This is a genomic window from Comamonas testosteroni (genome assembly GCF_000761245.1).
Classification (GTDB): Bacteria; Pseudomonadota; Gammaproteobacteria; order Burkholderiales; family Burkholderiaceae_C; genus Comamonas; species Comamonas testosteroni_C.
Genome location: NZ_AWOR01000068.1, coordinates 492,099 through 510,330 on the forward strand (window position 1 = coordinate 492,099; position 18,232 = coordinate 510,330).

19 protein-coding genes and 1 pseudogene are annotated in these 18,232 nt (G+C 62.8%); 10 read left to right on the top strand and 10 right to left on the bottom strand.

Going from position 1 to position 18,232, the window contains the following annotated elements; all coding sequences use genetic code 11:
• The first annotated feature begins 20 nt into the window (after nt 1-20).
• Entirely contained in the window at nt 21-1,763 is a 1,743-nt protein-coding gene (ureC, locus tag P353_RS21225) for an urease subunit alpha (protein ID WP_034374021.1), read from the top strand.
• On the opposite strand, the gene P353_RS21230 is transcribed toward ureC, so the two are convergent.
• Entirely contained in the window at nt 1,748-2,254 is a 507-nt protein-coding gene (locus P353_RS21230; RefSeq protein WP_034374024.1) for a gamma-glutamylcyclotransferase family protein, read from the bottom strand. The two genes, ureC and P353_RS21230, sit on opposite strands and share 16 nt — an antisense overlap.
• Nucleotides 2,255-2,376: 122 nt before the next feature.
• Between P353_RS21230 and ureE the strand changes: the two are divergent.
• The 5 genes and pseudogenes from ureE to P353_RS21255 all read left to right on the top strand — a co-directional run.
• A pseudogene (gene ureE / locus P353_RS21235) lies at nt 2,377-2,895 on the top strand (urease accessory protein UreE); the annotation flags it as partial.
• A complete protein-coding gene (locus P353_RS21240) occupies nt 2,882-3,598 on the top strand; it encodes an urease accessory protein UreF (RefSeq protein ID WP_034374252.1) in 717 nt (238 codons plus the stop codon). The pseudogene ureE and the gene P353_RS21240, both read left to right, overlap by 14 nt.
• A 13-nt stretch (nt 3,599-3,611) precedes the next feature.
• On the top strand, nt 3,612-3,944 hold the full coding sequence (locus P353_RS21245; protein ID WP_034374030.1) for an antibiotic biosynthesis monooxygenase family protein: 333 nt from the start codon (nt 3,612-3,614) through the stop codon (nt 3,942-3,944).
• A gap of 32 nt (nt 3,945-3,976) precedes the next feature.
• Entirely contained in the window at nt 3,977-4,636 is a 660-nt protein-coding gene (gene ureG / locus P353_RS21250; protein ID WP_034374034.1) for an urease accessory protein UreG, read from the top strand.
• Nucleotides 4,637-5,261: 625 nt separating this feature from the next.
• Complete coding sequence (locus P353_RS21255) at nt 5,262-5,777, top strand: GNAT family N-acetyltransferase (RefSeq protein ID WP_034374037.1); 516 nt, start codon at nt 5,262-5,264, stop codon at nt 5,775-5,777.
• A gap of 99 nt (nt 5,778-5,876) precedes the next feature.
• Here the strand turns inward: P353_RS21255 and P353_RS21260 are convergent, their stop codons facing one another.
• Nucleotides 5,877-7,013, bottom strand: a complete 1,137-nt coding sequence (locus tag P353_RS21260; RefSeq protein WP_034374039.1) for a 3-deoxy-7-phosphoheptulonate synthase — start codon at nt 7,011-7,013, stop codon at nt 5,877-5,879.
• Between the two features lie 151 nt (nt 7,014-7,164).
• Nucleotides 7,165-7,482 carry a DMT family transporter gene (locus P353_RS21265; protein WP_003068215.1) on the bottom strand — a complete coding sequence of 106 codons (318 nt, stop codon included), beginning with the start codon at nt 7,480-7,482 and terminating at the stop codon, nt 7,165-7,167.
• A 503-nt stretch (nt 7,483-7,985) separates the two neighbouring features.
• On the opposite strand from P353_RS21265, the gene fos reads away from it, so the two are divergent.
• Complete coding sequence (fos, locus tag P353_RS21270; protein WP_034374255.1) at nt 7,986-8,396, top strand: fosfomycin resistance glutathione transferase; 411 nt, start codon at nt 7,986-7,988, stop codon at nt 8,394-8,396.
• A gap of 111 nt (nt 8,397-8,507) precedes the next feature.
• Here fos and P353_RS21275 read toward each other — a convergent pair whose 3' ends face one another.
• The gene (locus tag P353_RS21275; RefSeq protein ID WP_003068209.1) at nt 8,508-8,999 is read right to left on the bottom strand and encodes a PIN domain-containing protein; all 492 of its coding nucleotides are present in this window, start codon (nt 8,997-8,999) and stop codon (nt 8,508-8,510) included.
• Complete coding sequence (locus tag P353_RS21280) at nt 8,996-10,270, bottom strand: THUMP domain-containing class I SAM-dependent RNA methyltransferase (protein ID WP_034374042.1); 1,275 nt, start codon at nt 10,268-10,270, stop codon at nt 8,996-8,998. The genes P353_RS21275 and P353_RS21280 overlap by 4 nt, the downstream gene beginning before the upstream one ends.
• A 179-nt stretch (nt 10,271-10,449) precedes the next feature.
• Between P353_RS21280 and P353_RS21285 the strand changes: the two genes are divergently transcribed.
• From P353_RS21285 to P353_RS21295, 3 genes are all read left to right on the top strand, one after another.
• Nucleotides 10,450-10,788, top strand: coding sequence for a tRNA-binding protein (locus P353_RS21285; protein WP_034374045.1), 339 nt, complete (start codon nt 10,450-10,452; stop codon nt 10,786-10,788).
• 57 nt (nt 10,789-10,845) lie between these two features.
• Complete coding sequence (locus tag P353_RS21290; RefSeq protein WP_034374049.1) at nt 10,846-12,078, top strand: DUF711 family protein; 1,233 nt, start codon at nt 10,846-10,848, stop codon at nt 12,076-12,078.
• Nucleotides 12,079-12,223: 145 nt separating this feature from the next.
• The gene (locus P353_RS21295; RefSeq protein ID WP_080750630.1) at nt 12,224-13,144 is read left to right on the top strand and encodes an aspartyl/asparaginyl beta-hydroxylase domain-containing protein; all 921 of its coding nucleotides are present in this window, start codon (nt 12,224-12,226) and stop codon (nt 13,142-13,144) included.
• A 189-nt stretch (nt 13,145-13,333) separates the two neighbouring features.
• Here the strand turns inward: P353_RS21295 and P353_RS21300 are convergent, their stop codons facing one another.
• The 5 genes from P353_RS21300 to P353_RS21320 form a co-directional block, all read right to left on the bottom strand.
• Nucleotides 13,334-14,935, bottom strand: a complete 1,602-nt coding sequence (locus P353_RS21300; protein WP_034374052.1) for an RNA polymerase factor sigma-54 — start codon at nt 14,933-14,935, stop codon at nt 13,334-13,336.
• A gap of 145 nt (nt 14,936-15,080) precedes the next feature.
• Nucleotides 15,081-15,863, bottom strand: coding sequence for an LPS export ABC transporter ATP-binding protein (lptB, locus tag P353_RS21305; protein ID WP_012840179.1), 783 nt, complete (start codon nt 15,861-15,863; stop codon nt 15,081-15,083).
• A complete protein-coding gene (lptA, locus tag P353_RS21310) occupies nt 15,860-16,516 on the bottom strand; it encodes a lipopolysaccharide transport periplasmic protein LptA (protein WP_034374260.1) in 657 nt (218 codons plus the stop codon). Before lptA ends, lptB begins: the two co-directional genes overlap by 4 nt.
• Nucleotides 16,517-16,646: 130 nt before the next feature.
• Complete coding sequence (locus P353_RS21315) at nt 16,647-17,297, bottom strand: thiol:disulfide interchange protein DsbA/DsbL (RefSeq protein WP_034374055.1); 651 nt, start codon at nt 17,295-17,297, stop codon at nt 16,647-16,649.
• Nucleotides 17,298-17,472: 175 nt separating this feature from the next.
• Nucleotides 17,473-18,174, bottom strand: a complete 702-nt coding sequence (locus P353_RS21320) for an SPOR domain-containing protein (protein ID WP_034374059.1) — start codon at nt 18,172-18,174, stop codon at nt 17,473-17,475.
• Between the last annotated feature and the right edge of the window lie 58 nt (nt 18,175-18,232).

Here is an 18,232-nt window from a genome sequence, read left to right on the forward strand (position 1 = left end):
CCTGAATCGGAGATTCCTCAATGGCCACCATGGACCGACGAGCCTACGCAGAAACCTTTGGCCCCACCGTGGGCGACCGCCTGCGCCTGGCCGATACCGAACTCATTGTCGAGGTCGAGAAAGACTACACCCTGGCTGCCGGCGGCTATGGGGAGGAAGTGAAGTTCGGCGGCGGCAAGACCATCCGCGACGGCATGGCGCAAAGCCAGCGCACACGCGACGGGACGGGAACGGGGCCTGACGGAGGTGGCGCGGTCGATACCGTGCTGACCAACGCACTGATCCTGGACCACTGGGGCATCGTCAAGGCCGACATCGGCCTCAAAGACGGCCGCATCGTGGCCATCGGCAAGGCCGGCAACCCAGACACCCAGCCGGGCGTGAGCATCATCATCGGCCCTGGCACGGAAATCATCTCCTGCGAAGGCAATATCGTCACCGCAGGCGGCATCGACACCCATATCCATTTCATTGCCCCGCAGCAGATCGAAGAAGCACTGACCAGCGGCGTGACCACCATGATCGGCGGCGGCACCGGCCCGGCCACGGGCACCTTCGCCACCACCTGCACGCCAGGCCCCTGGCATATGGAGCGCATGCTGCAGGCGGCCGATGCCTTCCCCATGAATCTGGGTTTTCTGGGCAAGGGCAATGCCAGCCTGCCTGGCGGCCTGCACGAGCAGATCAGCGCCGGCGCCATCGGCCTCAAGCTGCACGAGGACTGGGGCAGCACGCCGGCAGCAATCAGCAACTGCCTGGATGTGGCCGAGGAGACCGACACCCAGGTCGCCATCCACACCGACACCCTGAATGAATCCGGCTTTGTGGAGGACACCGTGGCCGCCTTCAAGGGCCGCACCATTCACACCTTCCACACCGAAGGTGCGGGTGGCGGCCATGCGCCCGACATTCTGAAAGTGGTGGGCGAGGCCAATGTGCTGCCCAGCTCCACCAACCCCACGCGCCCCTACACCATCAACACGCTGGACGAGCATGTGGACATGCTCATGGTCTGCCACCACCTGGACGCGGGCATTGCCGAAGACCTGGCCTTTGCCGAAAGCCGCATCCGCAAGGAAACGATTGCGGCCGAGGACATCCTGCACGACATCGGCGCCATCAGCATGTTCAGCTCCGACAGCCAGGCCATGGGCCGCGTGGGCGAGGTCATACTGCGCACCTGGCAGACCGCGCACAAGATGAAGCTGCAGCGCGGCGCCCTGAGCGGCGACGGCGCGCGCAACGACAACTTCCGCGTCAAACGCTATATCGCCAAATACACCATCAATCCCGCGATTGCCCACGGCATCAGCCACGAGGTGGGCAGCATTGAGGTGGGCAAGTGGGCCGATATCGTGATCTGGAAGCCCGCCTTCTTTGGCGTCAAGCCGTTTTGCATCCTCAAGGGCGGCAGCATCGCCATGGCGGCCATGGGCGATCCGAACGCCTCCATTCCCACGCCTCAGCCCGTGCATTACCGCCCCATGTTTGCAAGCTTTGGCGGTGCGGTTGCCAGAACTTCTCTGACCTTTGTCTCCCAGGCAGGTCTTGTCGCCGGCATCGGCCAGCGCTTCGGGCTGCACAAGACCCTGTCGGCGGTCAAGGGCATACGCAAGGTGAAGAAGCAGCACATGATCCACAACGATCTGGCGCCGCATATGGAGGTGGACGCCCAGACCTATGCTGTGCGCGCCAATGGCGATCTGCTGACCTGCGAGCCCGCGGTCAGCCTGCCCATGGCACAGCGCTACTTTCTGTTCTGAGCGGTGTTGAGCTGAAACTCCGAATCCGGATGCTGCATGCCCTTGCCCTCAAACCAGGCCAGCCAGTCACTGACGGCGAGCTGCGGCGCAGCGCTCACGGTGGCGGGCAAGGCCTCGTACACCAGCACAGTGATGGACTGCTGACCGCCCTGGGTCAGCATCACGGGCAGGGTCAGAATGCGCTTGGCGTATTCGCCCAGGTCTTCGGGCCACAGGCCTTCGATGCGATCCATGGCCCGCTCCAGCGCTGCGTCCATGGGGTAGACCTCGGCCAGCACGGTCTGCGAGCCTTGCAGCCTCAGGCCAGGGTACCAGCCCAGGTCATGCAAAGTGCCGGTCAGCAGGGCCCTGCCGACACAGGCGATGCCCGGCTGGAGCCTGGCAATATCGTTGATGCCGCCGGCACGCAAAGTGCCATACACCGCCACATAGGCTGCGCCACAGCCCTGCCAGTCAGCAGGCGCATCATGCAAAGAGGTCGGAGCTGCCATTTCTGCCGAAGTTTCCAAAAGAGTTGTCATCTTGCTCGAGCCATCAAAATCACTGAGATGCGCAGCACATGCAACATGCGCGCCAACCTGGCTCAGGCCTTTTATTTCATTGTGAATTCACCATGCTGACTGCCAACAAACTGCTGCTCCAGGGCCAGGGCCTTTCCGCCGTCATCCTCAAACGCGCAGCGTCCGTGGAACTGGACTGGGATGTGCGTCAGAAGAGCCGCTTTGCCGCCACCGACAGCCAGGGTCGCGAGCTGGCCGTCTTTTTGCCACGCGGCCAGGCCGTGCGCGGCGGCGACGTGCTGGTGGCCGAAGACGGCAGCCTGATCCGCGTGCTGGCCGCACCGCAAAAAGTGCTGCACATCACGGCCTGCGCCGAGCATGGCACGCCGTTTGACCTGATGCGCGCGGCCTACCATCTGGGCAACCGCCATGTGCCGATCGAGCTGCAACCCGACCATTTGAAGATCGAACCCGACCATGTGCTGGCCGATATGCTGCGCAGCATGCATATGACGGTAGTCGAAACCGATCTGCCTTTCGAGCCCGAAGGAGGCGCCTATGGCGGCCATGTGACCAATGACGGCCACAGCCACCATCATCACGGCCATGGACACTCGCATGACCACGCCCACTGAGCCACTGCTGGCTCTTGGCGCGCAGAGCTTTCTGCAGCTGATGTGGCTGGCCTCACCGGCGCTGCCCATCGGCGGTTTTTCCTATTCTGAAGGGCTAGAAGCGGCCATCAATGCAGCGCTGGTCACAACGGAGGCAGAGGCCGCCGGCTGGCTGGTTCAGCAGCTGCATCTGACCCAGTCACGCGGGGACATGGCGGTGATTGCGCAGGCCATGCCGGCCTGGAAAAGCGCGGATCTGGCGCGCATTGCCAGCCTCAACCAGTGGGTAAGAGTCACGCGCGAAACCAGCGAGTTGCGCCTGCAGACCGAGCAGATGGGCCGCTCACTGACCGAGTGGCTGAAAAACCGCTACGCCGATGACACAACCCTGCTCACTCCCATCCGCTGGCTGGCCGCGCAGGATGCCAGCTACCCCATCGCCTTCTCGTTTGCGGCCCATTGCACCGGCGCCACGCCGCGCGATGCACTGCTGGCCTATGCCTTTGGCTGGGCAGAGAACATGGTTCAAGCCGCCATCAAGGCGGTCCCCCTGGGCCAGAGCGCCGGCCAGCGCATTCTGGCGCGACTGACTTCCGAGATTCCCGCAGCCGTCGAATACGCACTGGCGTTGCCGGACAACGCAAGACAGGCTTTTTCGCCCATGCTGGCCATTCTCTCGGCCCAGCATGAACACCAGTATTCTCGACTTTTCCGTAGCTGAACCTTCATCCGCCATGTCTGCATTATTTGCCGCCACACCCCAGCCACCGTACTACGCCGCCATCTTCACCTCCCTGCGCACCCAGGCGGACCAGGGCTATGGCGAGATGGCCGACCGCATGGTTGAGCTGGCCGGCCAGCAAGCAGGCTATCTGGGCGCTGAAAGCACCCGAGACGCCCAGGGCTTCGGCATCACCGTGTCTTACTGGGAAAGCGAGGAAGCCATCCGTCAATGGAAGCACAACGCCGAGCACCAGATCGCCCAGGAAAAAGGCCACACCACCTGGTACCAGCATTTCGAGCTGCGCATTGCCAAGGTGGAGCGTGCCTACGGCAAGGCCCGCTGATCGCAACCCTCTCATTCCCGAAAGAACTCACCATGTCGACCGCACTGCACCATATCCCCAACCGCACCAAGAAGCTGCCGCCGCTGCGCGTGGGCATAGGCGGGCCCGTGGGCTCGGGCAAGACCACGATTCTGGAGATGCTCTGCAAGGCCATGCGCGGCAAATGGGACCTGGTCGCCATCACCAACGACATCTACACCAAAGAGGACCAGCGCCTGCTGACCATCAGTGGCGCCCTGCCCGCCGAGCGCATCATGGGTGTGGAAACCGGCGGCTGCCCGCACACGGCGATTCGCGAGGACGCTTCCATCAACCTGGAAGCCATTGACCGCATGCTCAAGGACTTCCCCGATGCCGATATCGTCTTCATCGAATCGGGCGGCGACAACCTGGCAGCCACCTTTAGTCCCGAGCTGTCGGATCTGACCATCTACGTGATCGACGTTGCAGCAGGCGAGAAGATTCCGCGCAAGGGCGGTCCCGGCATCACCAAGAGCGATCTCTTCGTCATCAACAAGACCGATCTGGCCCCCCATGTGGGCGCCAATCTGGACATCATGCGCAGCGACACCATCAAGCAGCGCACCACGCCCAAGGGGCTCAAGCCTTTTGTGATGACCAACCTCAAGACACTGGACGGCCTGGACGAGGTCGTGGCCTTCATCGAGAAGCAAGGCCTGCTGGCGGCGTGATCACCTCTTTCGGGACGAAAAAAAGCCGCCTTGAGCGGCGGCTGTTTCTCGAACCAGTGCGTGATTACTGGTTGGCCAGATCCAGATGGAACTCGCGAGCTTCTTGGATGAATTCGATCAGGGAGTTGATAGCTTGGCGCATGATGAGCTTTCTATGAAATCAAGAGATGCACTTCAAGCGATGGACAGCACGCATCTCATGTACTGTCATTCGCGGGTTAGACCTTAAGGGTTAACCCTTGAGGCTAAGTATAAACCACTATCTCCATTTTTGCAAAGCCCGTCCTGCGCAAAGAACGTCAGGCTCGTCAGTGCACTGCCCTGAAGTGCTCGCTCACGCAGTTGCAAGGCCTGTGCAGATCAATGTTTGCGGGACTCCTGCATCAAAATTGCCGCAGAACGCTGTACTTTTCACCAGTACGTCACCGAATTTGCCCTCCGACTGCTACGCTATGGCCTGTTGACAATATTTGTGGCGGGTTCACAACTCCCGCAGGTGGAAAGTGGAAATGGCGCGAGATTGTGGTTTGCAGCAGATGGACGGGCTTTCGTCCCATCGAGTGAATGCCGACATCCAGCCCGGCCGATATGCAGCGCCCGCCTTGCGCCGCAAGGGAGTGCGCATATGAGCTCCACACTGGCCGGCCCCGGCACGACCGACTCCTGGCATATCACCACCATGAACCCAGCAGAAGCCCCCTGGCATCTGCTGCTGCTGGCCGACCCCTCACGCGAGCGCGTCAAGCGCTATCTGCCCGGCTCCACCTGCTTCGGAGCGCGCCAGACGGAACAGTTCACGCCCAGCGGCCTCGGCGCCCTGATCGGCGTATGCGTGCTGATCCCCGATGGCGACGGCCTTCACCGATGGGAACTGATGAACATGGCCGTGTCCACGGCCTGGCAGAGCAAGGGCATAGGCTCGGCCCTGCTGCAGCGAGCCGTCCGCGAGATGCGCGAACGCGGCGTGCAGCAGCTGGATGTGGGAACGGGCAGCTTTGGCGACCAGTTGCTGTTCTATCAACGCCTGGGGTTTCGCGTCACCGATATCGAGCGCGACTTCTTTTTGCAGAACTACACCACCCCGCTCTGGGAGCGCGGCGTACAGCACAAGGACATGCTCAAGCTGACGCTGGAGCTTTGAAGACACGGGCGGCCCGCCCAATGTCCAAAAGAACGACCCTTTGAAAAGAACAAGAGGCGCCTCGGCGCCTCTTGTTCATCTGGCTTCGTTTGCCCGGCGTCAGGCCGCCTTGAGGCGACGCGTGCGCACGGCGGCTGCCAGTTGCTCCAGCACCGGAGTCGTCTGCTCCATGCTAATGCAGGCATCGGTGAGCGAGACACCGTATTGCAGCTCCTGCCCTTCGACAATGTCCTGACGGCCTTCGTGAATATGGCTTTCGATCATCACGCCGGTGATGCGTGTGTCGCCCCCGGCAATCTGCTGGGCCACATCTGCCGATACATCGATCTGGCGGCGATGTTGCTTGCTGCTGTTGGCATGCGAGAAATCGATCATCACCTGCGGATGCAGGCCCGCTTTTTCCAGCACTTCGCATGCTGCCTGAACATGGGCCGCGTCGTAGTTGGGAGCCTTGCCGCCGCGCAAGATGATGTGGCAGTCCTGATTGCCGCGTGTCTCGAAGATCGCACTCTGGCCCATCTTGGTCATGCCCATGAAAGCATGGGATGACTGGGCGGCCAAAATGGCATCGCTGGCCACCTTCACGCCGCCGTCGGTGCCGTTCTTGAAGCCCACGGGGCAACTCAGACCGCTGGCCAGCTGGCGATGGCTCTGGCTCTCCGTGGTGCGCGCGCCAATCGCGCCCCAGCTGACCAGGTCGCTGATGAACTGCGGCGACAGCAGGTCCAGGAATTCGGTGCCGGCGGGCAGGCCCAGCGCCAGCACATCGAGCAGCAGGCGGCGCGCCAGCTCCAGCCCTTCGTTGACGGCAAAGCTGCCGTCGCGGTACGGGTCATTGATATAGCCCTTCCAGCCCACGGTGGTGCGCGGCTTCTCGAAGTAGACCCGCATCACGATCAGCAGATCGTCCTTGAGCGCATCGGCCTGGACCTTGAGCTGGCGCGCGTAATCCATGGCCTGATCGTGATCGTGGATGGAGCAAGGTCCGACCACCACCACCAGCCGGTCATCCTGGCCATGCAGCACGCGCGAGATGGCGGCACGGCTGGATTCGACCAGTTGCTGCGCCTCTTCAGTCACGGGCAGCCACTCTTCCAGCAGTGCCGGGGTCAGCAGCGGGCGCACGATCTTGATGCGTGTGTCGTCAATGCGGGTCTTGTCCAGCGTGGTCAGTTTGGGCTGGGCCTTGCGGACCGAAGCTGCGCTGGGATGCAGGGGCGTCGTGGAGGATGTCATCCCGATATTGTCGCGCCATGCGCTTCACCCCACGCGCTCGTCCCCCGTCGCCATACTGCGTGCCTCGCCAGAATGCCGGCTTTTCACGCCAGGTGATCCGGTACGACCTCCGCATGGAACTGCAGCGCTGGCCGGGACGAAGCCCGGGCATTCACTCCGCTGACAGCTTCATCAGCACCAGACCGCTGACGATCAGGACAGCCGCTCCCACGCGCATGGCGCTGAGCTGCTCGCCCAGCACCGTGACGCCCACCAGGAATGCACCCACGGCACCGATACCGGTCCAGATCGTATACGCAGTGCCCAGGGGCAGCGTGCGCATGGCCACCGACAGCAGGCCAAAGCTGGCGATCATGGCCACGATGGTGATGGCGCTGTATTTGAGGTTGGTGAAGCCATGGGACTGCTTCATGGTGAAAGCCCAGACCACTTCCAGAACGCCGGCCACCAGCAGATAAACCCAAGCCATAGAAAACCTCTTTGAAGATCGAATGGCCAGGCCGTCCCGGCAGGAATTCAGGCCATGCATCGCATCACCCGGCAAGGTCGTCCCTGCGGCATGAATCCTAATCCGCATGGGCAAATCCGGGCCAGCCATGGGTGGTTCGGCCGCCACAACCATGAGCCGGCATCTCGTTCGCCCCGGCCTGCAGCGTCACAAAGCGGCTTGTCCATGGCAGGACGAGAGCTGAGCAATGCACCGATTGATGGGCCGGGCGGGGTCGAATCGCTCGGCGATCTCGATGCCGGCCAGACCTGGCGCATCGGCGCCATGAGTCCAAGGAGGCCCCGGGGCGCGACACCGGCGGCGCGGCGCTCTTGCGGGCCCGCAAAGACTTGGGCCATGCCAGGAGCAACACCCGGTTTGCCGATGGATGCAGCCATACCGACGGTCTGCCCTGGCTGTCCAGGCTGAGCTGATGCACGGCAATGGCACACTGGACGGCTTGTGCCATTGCCGCCACATCCATCATGCTTTCAGGGCTGAATCACCTCACGCTTGCCGTCGCGGATCTGCCGCTGAGCGTGGACTTCTATGTGCGCGTGCTGGGCTTGCGCCTTCGCGCTCAGTGGGACCAGGGTGCCTATCTGGCACTCGGCGATCTGTGGCTGTGCCTGTCGTCAGACGAACAGCGAAACCAGGCCCACGCCTCTGACTACACCCACTACGCATTCACCCTTGCTCAGCAGGACTTCGCGCACTTTGTGGAGCATGCCAGGTCATGCGGTGTCCGGGAGTGGAAGAGCAACCGCAGCGAAGGCGATTCCTTCTACTTTCTGGACCCGGACGGCCACCAGCTCGAAGCCCATGTCGGCTCGCTGGAAAGCCACTTGGCGCAATGCCGCTTGCAGCCTTATGCAGGCATGCAGTTTTTCGACTGAATCGGCGGCCAGGTAACGAAGGCAAGAACAGGTGCAAGAGCCTGTTTGGCACAGCGGCGCGCCAAGGAGCGCTGCCAGTCGATACCGGGGAGCACGCCTGGCCGCGCCACACTAGGCTGCCAGCCGCTCCTCTTCCATCACCACCACATTGCCAACCGTCGCGCCATAGTGCGTTGCCACGCGCTTGCGCTGCTTGAGCACGGCCCTGTCCTTGCTGACCAGCAAGGCCTTGTGCTGGCTGGCCAGATCGAGGAAATGCTGGTCGTCGGGATCGGTGCAGGTAAAGCGGATCTTGGGTGCGGCGGACACATATTCGACGGCGGCATCAAAAGCGGCCATCACGCCTTCGGGCGTCTTGCCGTAGTAGCTGACGCGCGGCGCAATCTGGCTGTAGTGCAGCACGCGACCTAGCTCGATGCGCTGGGCTTCGTCGGCAATCCAGCGCACCTCGCCACGGGCGACCAGCTCGCGGATGGCGGGGATATCCGGGTCGTCAAAGATCAGCATGTCCAGCACCACATTGGTGTCCAGAATCATGGGGCGCGGCAAAGGGCCGTCGTAGCCGGCGTTGCAGGCCGGCCAGCGCAGGGGAGCGATCTTCATTGCTGTGCATCGCCTTCTGCGGCCTTGCGTGGCTTGGTCGAGCCCTTGACCATGTCGAAGCAGAACAGACGGCACTCGATGGGGCCGTTCCACATGGGCGTACGGCGCGACTCCTTGAGGCGCATCTTGCTGGGCAGCTTGAGGTCGGGCGTCAGCATCCAGGCGCTCCAGCCGCTATAGTTCTTCTTCCAGTGGCTGGCCAGCTGACTGAAGAATTCGCCGCCGTCCTCGGTCTGCGCGGTTTCACGGCCTGCGCGTTCGACCTGGCCCATGCGCTCGGCCGCATTGCGGCCTGCGCTGCCGGCGGCCGCGATACGCTCGCCATAGGGCGGGTTCAGCAGCATCATGCCGGGTTGCTCGCTGGGCGGCATGCGCTGCAAGGCATCACCGCCGCGCAGGCTGATGGTATCGGACACCCCCGCACGCTCGGCATTGCGCTGGGCAAAGTCCACCATGCGGAAGGCGATGTCCGAGCCGTAAATGCCCACCGGCGATTCAGGCAGGATCTGGCTCTCGGCCTCATCCAGCATGGCTTCCCATACATGGCGCTGAAACGGCACGAGCTTCTCGAACGCAAAGCGACGCAGAATGCCGGCCGGAATCCTGCGCGCGATCTGCGCGGCCTCGATCACCAGGGTACCGCTGCCGCAGCAGGGATCGTACAGCGGCTGGGGATTGTCGCCATGCGGGTTCCAGCCCGAGGCCGCAATCATGGCCGCAGCCAGGGTTTCCTTGAGCGGGGCATCGCCCTTGTCCTCGCGCCAGCCGCGCTTGAACAGCGCCTCGCCCGAGGTGTCGATATAGAGGGTGGCACCGTCGGTCGTCAGGTGCAGATGCACGCGCACATCGGGGTGATGGGTCTCCACGCTGGGACGCACGCCGTTGCGCTTGGCGCGAAAACGGTCGGCAATCGCGTCCTTGACCTTGAGCGCCGCAAAGTTCAGGCTGGTCAGCGGGCTGTGCTGGGCCGTGACTTCGATCTTGAAGGTTTCCTTGGGCGTGAACCAGATCTCCCAGGCCACCTCGCTGGCGGCACGGTACAGATCGTTCTCGCTGCGGTACATGGTGTGCGACAGCTCGATCAGCACGCGCTGGGCCAGACGGCTGTGCAGATTGAGCAACATGGCATCGCGCCACATGCCGCGCAGCATGACGCCGCCCCGGCCCACGAGCAGATCCTGCCCGGTGGCGCCGGTGATGGCGTGGACCTCGTCGGCCAGAAAGCCCTCGACGCCGGCGGCGCAGGGCAGAAACAAATGCAGTTGGTTCATAGAAATCATTGCGCGCCAGCAACGGCGCAGGTGCCGGACGCTCACGGGAGCCTGTTGTGCGCTTTACAAGGCATAAGCATACGCGCTAGGCCTTTTCCGGTGCCCGCGCACGACAAGCGTTGCTCTACAGATGCACGCAGGGCCCAAGGCATGATGCCAGGCCAAGGAGCAATGACGACATGGAAGAGATCAGCTGGAACGACTTTATGAAGGTGGAACTGCGCGTGGGCCGCGTGCTGCAGGCCGAGGTCTTTGCCGAGGCCCGCAAACCCGCCTACAAGCTGCTGCTGGACCTGGGTCCCGAGCTGGGCCAGCGCAAGTCCAGCGCACAGATCACCGCCCACTACCAGCCCGAGGAGCTGATAGGACGGCTGGTGGTGGCCGTGGTCAACTTTCCGAAAAAACAGATTGGGCCCTTGATGAGCGAATGTCTTGTGACCGGTTTTCACGATGCCACGGGAGCCGTGGCCCTGTGCGTGCCCGACAAGGAGGTGCCGCTGGGCACGCGCCTGCTGTGATCGGCATATTCAGATGCAAAATGGCCGCCAGCCATTCTCCTGCCTACGGATACTGCTATGAATATCAGCTTCAACCCGCTGGTGCGCGTGCGCACCGTCACCGCCTTTGTCAACCTGAACGCCGATGAGGCACAGTGGCAAGCCGGCCTGACACAGGCCAAGCAGCAATGCGATGCCGTGGCCGATGCCATCGAGGCCCGGGGCTACCAGGTGCAGTCCATCCGCATCGTGAGCAACCCGTTTGGTGAATACCTGGACGTCCGCGGCATAGACGGTGCCCTCGCCGGCCTGCAGCGCATTGCCGAAACGCTCAAGGCCATCAACACCGGCAAACGCCGCATCCGCTTTGCCGTGGGCGAAGCGCGCAATGCGCAGGAAGTGGCCCTGCTGCCGCAGCTCATTGCCGCCTATGGCGACCTGTGCAACGCCTGCGTGAATATCGATCTGGATGAACATGGCTTTGTGCAGACCGGCTTGCTGGCCAGCAGCGTGCAGGCGATTCAAGAAATTGCACGCACCACGCCGCGCGGCGAAGGCAATTTCAACTTCACGGTCAACTTCAACTGCGCGCCCGGCATTCCCTACTTTCCGGCCAGCTACCACTGCGGCCAGCACCATGGCGCCCTGGTGCTGGGACTGGAAACGCCAGACCTCATGGTGGCTGAACTGCAGGCGCTGCAGCAGCAGCGCCTGCAGCTCGATCATGCGGCGTGGTTCAGGCTCGCATTCGAGCGCCTGAGCCAGACCCTGAACGAGCATGCCAGCGCCATCCAGCGCTGCGCCGACGGCGTGACGCTGGCCGAGGGCTGGCATATCGCAGGCATGGACACCTCAGCCGCGCCGTCCAAGTCCTGCGCCTCCATGGTCGATGTCTACCAACTGCTGGGCGTGCCCCATTTCGGCGCCAGCGGCACGGTGGAAGCCTCGGCGCTGCTGACACGGGTGTTCAAATCGGTCAGTGGCGTCACGCAGATCGGCTTCAGCGGCCTGATGCTGGCAGTCACCGAGGACGAGGGCCTGGCCCAGGCCAGCCTCGACGAGGAGTTCGATATCCGCGCCCTTCTGACCTACAGCAGCGTCTGCGGCATCGGCCTCGATACCGTGCCCGTGCCGGGCGACAGCAGCGCCGAGCAGATCGCTGCCGTCATGCGCGATACGGGCACCATGGCTTTTCGCCTCAACAAGCCGCTGACGGTGCGCCTGTTCCCCGTGCCGGGGCTCAAAGCGGGCGACATAACGGCCTTCGAGAGCGCGGATCTGTGTAACTGCGCCGTCCTGGCTCTGCCTTGAGCACTGCCTTGAGCATTTAACAAGCGGGCTGCTGCGCTTGGCCATCAAGCGCCGGCAGCTATTGCTTTTGATATTCCCCTACCCCGGTTCTGTTTGACCTGCCCCCATGGTGGCAGCCGGGGTGCCCCCGGTAAAATTGCTCCTTATGGCAAAAATTATCGTTCTGGCACTGGTACTGCTCTTCTTTGGCTGCGGGCTGTACATGCATCTGCGCGGCAAGGTGCGCCACAAGGTGGTCAAGCAATTGTTTGACCACTCCACGTTCACAGCGCCGTTCAACGTCTTCATGCTGATGTTCAGCAAGGTGCCGCGCACGCCCTATCTGCCCACCAGCACCTTCCCCGAGCTGGCGCCGCTGCAGGCCAACTGGCGCGAAATCCGCGAGGAAGCCGTCAATCTGCAAAAGAACATGCAGATCAAGGCCGCCGCCAACAACGACGACGCAGGCTTCAACTCCTTCTTCAAGACCGGCTGGAAGCGCTTCTACCTCAAGTGGTACGGCGACGCCCACCCTTCGGCCATGGAACTGTGCCCCAAGACCACGGCCCTGGTGAAGTCGATTCCCAGCGTCAAGGCCGCCATGTTTGCCGAGCTGCCGCCCGGCGCCAAGCTCAACCTGCACCGCGACCCCTATGCGGGCTCGCTGCGCTACCACCTGGCCGTGCTGGCGCCCAATGACGACCGCTGCATGATCGAGGTCGACGGCAAGCCTTACAGCTGGCGCGAGGGCGAAGGCGTGATCTTCGACGAGACCTATATGCACTGGGCCGAGAACCGCTCGGAAGGCAACCGCATCGTGCTGTTCTGCGACGTGGAACGCCCCATGACCAATGGCTTTGCCCAGTGGCTCAACCACTGGCTGGGCAAGAACGTAGTGGCCGCTGCCAGCTCGCCCAATAACGAAGGCGATCCGCGCGGCATGATCAGCAAGCTGTTCAAGATTTCCTTCTATGCCGGCAAGTACCGCCGCGCCTTCCGCGACTGGAATCCAACCTTCTACAAGGTCCTCAAGTTCGGACTGATGATTGGCGTGCTGGTCTGGTTTATCTGGTGGCTGGTTTCTTGATAACCCCCTGAGGCGCTACGCGCCTTCCCCTGGCCGGGCGCCCCCAAGGGGGACGGCAGCATCGCCGCAAGGGCGGCTCTTGCTCGCTGCCCCTTACTTGAGGAATGCCTTATCAAGGCTCCCGCCCTAAATACAGAACAAGAAAGCCGCTGTGCGATGCATCAGCGGCTTTCTTGTTTCTGCGGTGCCCTACAGCGCCTTGCGCAGCGTGGTCGTCGGTATCTTGAGCTGCTCGCGGTATTTGGCGACGGTGCGGCGCGCACACTCAATGCCCTGCTCTTTGAGCATATCGGCCAGCTTGGCGTCCGACAGCGGCTTTTTGGCATCTTCGGCATCGACAAACTGCTTGATCAGCGCACGCACGGCCGTGCTGGAGGCACTGCCGCCGGTTTCCGTCCCCAGGCCCGAGCCGAAGAAATACTTGAGCTCGAAGGTGCCTTGGGGCGTGGCCATGTACTTGGCCGTGGTCACGCGGCTGATGGTGGACTCGTGCAGACCCAGCGTGTCGGCGATATCGCGCAGCACCAGAGGTCGCATGGCCAGCTCGCCATGCACAAAGAAGTTCTTCTGCCGCTCCACGATGGCTTCGGAGACGCGCAAGATGGTGTCGAAGCGCTGCTGGATGTTCTTGATGAACCAGCGCGCCTCCTGCAGCTGCTGCTGCAGCGCCGCATGACCGTCGCTGTTCTTGTGGCGACGCAGCACGCCGGCATAGATGTCGTGCACGCGCAGACGCGGCATGACCTCGGGGTTGAGCTGCACGGAAAAGTCTGCCCGACCCGAGCCGGCACGCATCGGGCGCACGATGACATCGGGTATCACGATATGGCGCTCCACGTCGACAAAGCGGCGCCCCGGACGCGGCTCCAGCCTGGCGATCAGGGCCATGGCTTCGCGCAGTTGCTCCTCGCGTGCGCCGCACAGGCTGGTGAGCTTGCGCAGATCACGCCGCGCCAGCAGATCCATGGGCTGCGCGCAGATGGATTGCGCCAGCAGCAACCGATTCATATGCGCCTCGGTCGTACCCTCGTCCTCTGCGGTGCGGATCAGGTCGCGCAGCTGCAGCTGCAGGCACTCGGCCAGATCACGCGCCCCCACGCCCACGGGCTCCAGGCTTTGCAGCAGCTTCAGAGCAATGACAAAGTGCTGCTCCAGCTCCTCGCGCTCTTCCAGATCGTCGCCGGCCAGGCTCTGCGCCAGCTCCTGCAGGGAATCCTCGAGATAGCCGTCGTCGCTGAGCGACTCGATGAGAAAGCGCAGCGCCGCCGTGTCCGCCGCGCCCAGATGCAGGCTCAGCGCCTGACGATGGAGAAAGTCGGTCAGGCTCTGGTGCTCGCACGCCAGATCGATGGCATCGGTCTCGTCATCGCCATCACGGTTGCGCGTGGAGCTGCTGGCCGACGGCGCATCCCACTCGCTGCTGGACTCGCCGCCCCACTCCCCGTCCTGGCCGTCCATGCCGTCGGCCTCCCAGTTCAGCGTTTCAGGGGTTTCGGGGCTTGATGCCTCAGCTACCGTTTCAGTAGCTTGTTGCGCTTGCAATGATTCATTCTCAGCACGAATACCATCTGAAGTGCTGTATTCACCGGCGCTAGTAGCTGCATTTTCAGGAGCATCTCCCGCGGTTTCGGCCTCATCGCCCGCACGCTCCAGAAAAGGGTTGTCGACCAGCATCTGCTCGACTTCCTGTGCCAGCTCCAGAGTGGAGAGCTGCAGCAGCTGAATGGATTGCTGCAGCTGCGGCGTCAGCGATAAATGCTGCGAAACGCGTAGCGAGAGACCTGGCTTCATCGAGGCGCGGCTCCCAGACAATCATTGCAAACGCGCGCAGTGCCATGGGTTTGCCGCCGGGCCGCCCCAAGGCAAACCTCGGCGCAGCCGGTCAGGGTCCCTTCTGGGGGCCGCGACCACACAAAGTGAGGGAGCGTAGGGGACATCACATCCTGAAATGTTCGCCCAGATAGACGCGGCGCACATCGGCGTTCTCCACGATCTCCTCGGGCGTGCCTTCGGCCAGCACATGGCCGTCGCTGATGATGAAGGCGTGGTCGCAGATGCCCAGCGTCTCGCGCACATTGTGGTCGGTAATCAGCACGCCGATGCCGCGCTCCTTGAGGAAGCCGATGATGCGCTGGATCTCGATCACCGCAATCGGGTCGATACCGGCAAACGGCTCGTCAAGCAGGATAAAGCGCGGCTGCGTGGCCAGGGCACGCGCGATTTCCACGCGACGGCGCTCACCGCCGGACAGCGCCAGCGCAGGCGACTGGCGCAGATGCTCGACGCGCAGCTCCTGCAGCAGGCCGGTGAGGCGCTTTTCGATCTCGTCGCGCGTCAGCGTCTTGCCCTGCTCGTCTTTTTGCAGCTCCAGCACGGCACGCACATTGTCTTCCACACTGAGCTTGCGAAAGATGGAGGCTTCCTGGGGCAGATAGGACAGGCCCAGACGCGAACGCTGGTGAATCGGCATGCCGCCCACCGGCTGGCCGTCGATGAAGATCTCGCCGCCGTCGCTGCGCACCAGGCCCACGATCATGTAGAACGACGTGGTCTTGCCCGCACCGTTGGGGCCGAGCAGACCGACCACCTCGCCTTTTTGCACGGACAGGGACACATCCTTGACCACCTTGCGGCTGCCGTAGGACTTGGCCAGATGCTTGGCCTCCAGACGGCTGTCGGACTCGCCGCTGCGGCTGCTGGAGAAAGTCGGCTCGCTCATTTCTTCTCGTCGGCTTTCTCGCCGCCCAGCGTCATGCTCGGGCGCAGCTGGGTGGCAGGTGTGGCGGGCTTGGGCTGGGCTCCTGGCGTTCCGTCCTTGGGCGCCATGATGGCGCGCACGCGACCGCCCTGGCCCACGGAGGAGCTGGGCAGGCCACCGCTGGTCTTCTGACCATCGACGGTATAGACGTCGGTGATGTTGTTGTAGACGATGATGGAGCCCGTGACCTGGTCGCTGAGCTGGCCGCCACGGTAGCGGCGCATCTCCCCGCGGCGGATGAACTTGACGATATCGGCCTTGCCGTCGTACTCGATGACTTCGCCTTCGCCTTCGATGAACTCTTCGGGCTGGCCGGCCACGGTGTCGCGCTTCTGACGGAAGAACGCTCGCTTGCCGGCCTCGGCCTTGATCACCCCGTACTGATAGCCCTCGGCGTCCTGCCGCACATCAAGCTGGGCGCCGCGCAGCACGATGGTGCCCTTGGTCATCACCACATTGCCGGTGAAGACGCTGGTCTGCTGCAGCTCGTCATGACGCAACGCATCCGCCTCGATATTCATGGGCTTGGCGCTGTCGGCCTTTTCGGCATGGACAATGCCGGTCGCTGCTGCCAGGGCGCAGGCCAGCGCAAGAGGTAGGAGTGTTTTTTTCATGGAAGGCACGTTTCTTGCATCCATTGTAGTCATTCCCTTTTTGCAACTTGCGTAAAAAACACCCACAAAAAAGCCCGCACGACGGCGGGCTCGTTGGGCGTCAAACGTCACTGGCGTCTGCTGCCTGATCTCAGGCCTTGCGGCTGGAGGCGACCAGCGCATTGACCACGCGCAGCACATTCTCCATATTGCCGGCCTTGGTGCCGTCTGTGTAGTAGCGGCCGGCCACACCCATGGCGGGCACGCCTTCCACGTCATATTCGTTTTGCAGCTGAGCGGCCTTGCGCGCCTGATTGGCCACGGTGAAGGAGTTGTAGACCTCCTTGAACTTGGCCAGATCCACGCCCTGCTTGCCGACCCAGTCAAAGATGGCGTCATCGGTCTTGAGCAGATTGCGATCCACGTGAATGGTACGGAACACCTTGGCGTGCAGCTGGGGCAGCAGGTTCATGCCCTCCAGAGCGTAGTACAGCTTTTGCTGGGGCACGAAAGAGGCATTGAAAGCCACGGGCACGCGGCGCACCACCACATCGGCAGGCTGGCCCTTTGCCCAGGCTTCGAACTGGGGCTCGAAGGCATTGCAATGCGGGCAGCTGTACCAGAAGAACTCGACCACCTCGACCTTGCCGGCCGGCGCGCTCACGCTGGCGGGCTTGCCCAGCTTGATGTAGTCCTTGCCTTCTTTGGGCGCAGCGCCCTGGGCCCAGCTGGAGGAGGCACCCAGACTCAGGGCACCGGCAGCAGCTGCCGAGGCAGCCAGAGAGAATTCGCGACGTTTCATCTAAACAAACTCCTGTATCAGGTCTGCAGTATCAGAGCCAACAGGCCCAAAAAAGTTCAGCTTTGTCAAAACTACCAATGGCACGAGCCTGAGACCTCAAGCAAGGGCCGCCTCGCCGCTAAGGTGCCCCCCTTTTTTTTTCAAGGGGAAGGCGCTCAGCGCCTCAAGGGCCTTGCTATCTGGCCGCGCGCACCAGAGTCGAGTCCACGCCCGCACCATCGAGCTTGCCCTTGAGCTGCTCGGCATCGTCACGCTTGCTGAACGGCCCCACGCGCACGCGGAAAACGGTGATGCCGTTCTGCTCACGCTCGCTGATGCGCGACTCCCAGCCCAGCATGGCCAGCTTGGCACGCTGCGCTTCCGCTTCGCTCTGGCCGCGGAAAGCACCGGCCTGCACAAAGTAGTTGAATGCAGAGTCCGAGGACGATGCACTCTGCGCGGCCGCCTTTTCCTTGTCTGCACGCGCCTTGTCTGCCTTGTCAGCGGCAGCGGCGCGCTCCTTGACCAGATCACCCAGCGGATCACCCGATGCAGGCTTGGCAGGCTTCTCCGGCGTAGAGGGCGGCGGCGTGGTGACTCCGCCGGTTGCAGTAGGTTGTACCGCAGGCGTGGGCGGCGACACCGTCACGTCGCTCGGAGGAACTGGTGGTGTCACTGGGGGCGGTGCAGGCTGGCGGCTCTGCAGTGGTGCGTTGGGGTCCCAGTTCTTGTTGCGCTCGGCCTCAGCCGCATCGCGCTGAGTGTTGTTTCCACCCTTGTTGAGGAAAGGCACCGGCACCTTGGTCACATAGATGGCCACGGCCAAAGCCGCAGCCAGACCGATGACCATGCCAAAGATAAGCCCCAGGATGGTTCCACCGCGTTGCTGGTTCTTCATATCAGTCGCTTAACGCTTTCTGCTTCAGTTATTCCATTCTCAGATCCATCGACGCCTG

Coding starts and splice junctions, on each gene's coding strand:
- ureC (WP_034374021.1), top strand. CDS start 21: ATGGCCACCATGGACCGACGAGCCTACGCAGAAACCTTTGGCCCCACC.
- P353_RS21230 (WP_034374024.1), bottom strand. CDS start 2,254: ATGGCAGCTCCGACCTCTTTGCATGATGCGCCTGCTGACTGGCAGGGC.
- P353_RS21240 (WP_034374252.1), top strand. CDS start 2,882: ATGACCACGCCCACTGAGCCACTGCTGGCTCTTGGCGCGCAGAGCTTT.
- P353_RS21245 (WP_034374030.1), top strand. CDS start 3,612: ATGTCTGCATTATTTGCCGCCACACCCCAGCCACCGTACTACGCCGCC.
- ureG (WP_034374034.1), top strand. CDS start 3,977: ATGTCGACCGCACTGCACCATATCCCCAACCGCACCAAGAAGCTGCCG.
- P353_RS21255 (WP_034374037.1), top strand. CDS start 5,262: ATGAGCTCCACACTGGCCGGCCCCGGCACGACCGACTCCTGGCATATC.
- P353_RS21260 (WP_034374039.1), bottom strand. CDS start 7,013: ATGACATCCTCCACGACGCCCCTGCATCCCAGCGCAGCTTCGGTCCGC.
- P353_RS21265 (WP_003068215.1), bottom strand. CDS start 7,482: ATGGCTTGGGTTTATCTGCTGGTGGCCGGCGTTCTGGAAGTGGTCTGG.
- fos (WP_034374255.1), top strand. CDS start 7,986: ATGCTTTCAGGGCTGAATCACCTCACGCTTGCCGTCGCGGATCTGCCG.
- P353_RS21275 (WP_003068209.1), bottom strand. CDS start 8,999: ATGAAGATCGCTCCCCTGCGCTGGCCGGCCTGCAACGCCGGCTACGAC.
- P353_RS21280 (WP_034374042.1), bottom strand. CDS start 10,270: ATGAACCAACTGCATTTGTTTCTGCCCTGCGCCGCCGGCGTCGAGGGC.
- P353_RS21285 (WP_034374045.1), top strand. CDS start 10,450: ATGGAAGAGATCAGCTGGAACGACTTTATGAAGGTGGAACTGCGCGTG.
- P353_RS21290 (WP_034374049.1), top strand. CDS start 10,846: ATGAATATCAGCTTCAACCCGCTGGTGCGCGTGCGCACCGTCACCGCC.
- P353_RS21295 (WP_080750630.1), top strand. CDS start 12,224: ATGGCAAAAATTATCGTTCTGGCACTGGTACTGCTCTTCTTTGGCTGC.
- P353_RS21300 (WP_034374052.1), bottom strand. CDS start 14,935: ATGAAGCCAGGTCTCTCGCTACGCGTTTCGCAGCATTTATCGCTGACG.
- lptB (WP_012840179.1), bottom strand. CDS start 15,863: ATGAGCGAGCCGACTTTCTCCAGCAGCCGCAGCGGCGAGTCCGACAGC.
- lptA (WP_034374260.1), bottom strand. CDS start 16,516: ATGAAAAAAACACTCCTACCTCTTGCGCTGGCCTGCGCCCTGGCAGCA.
- P353_RS21315 (WP_034374055.1), bottom strand. CDS start 17,297: ATGAAACGTCGCGAATTCTCTCTGGCTGCCTCGGCAGCTGCTGCCGGT.
- P353_RS21320 (WP_034374059.1), bottom strand. CDS start 18,174: ATGAAGAACCAGCAACGCGGTGGAACCATCCTGGGGCTTATCTTTGGC.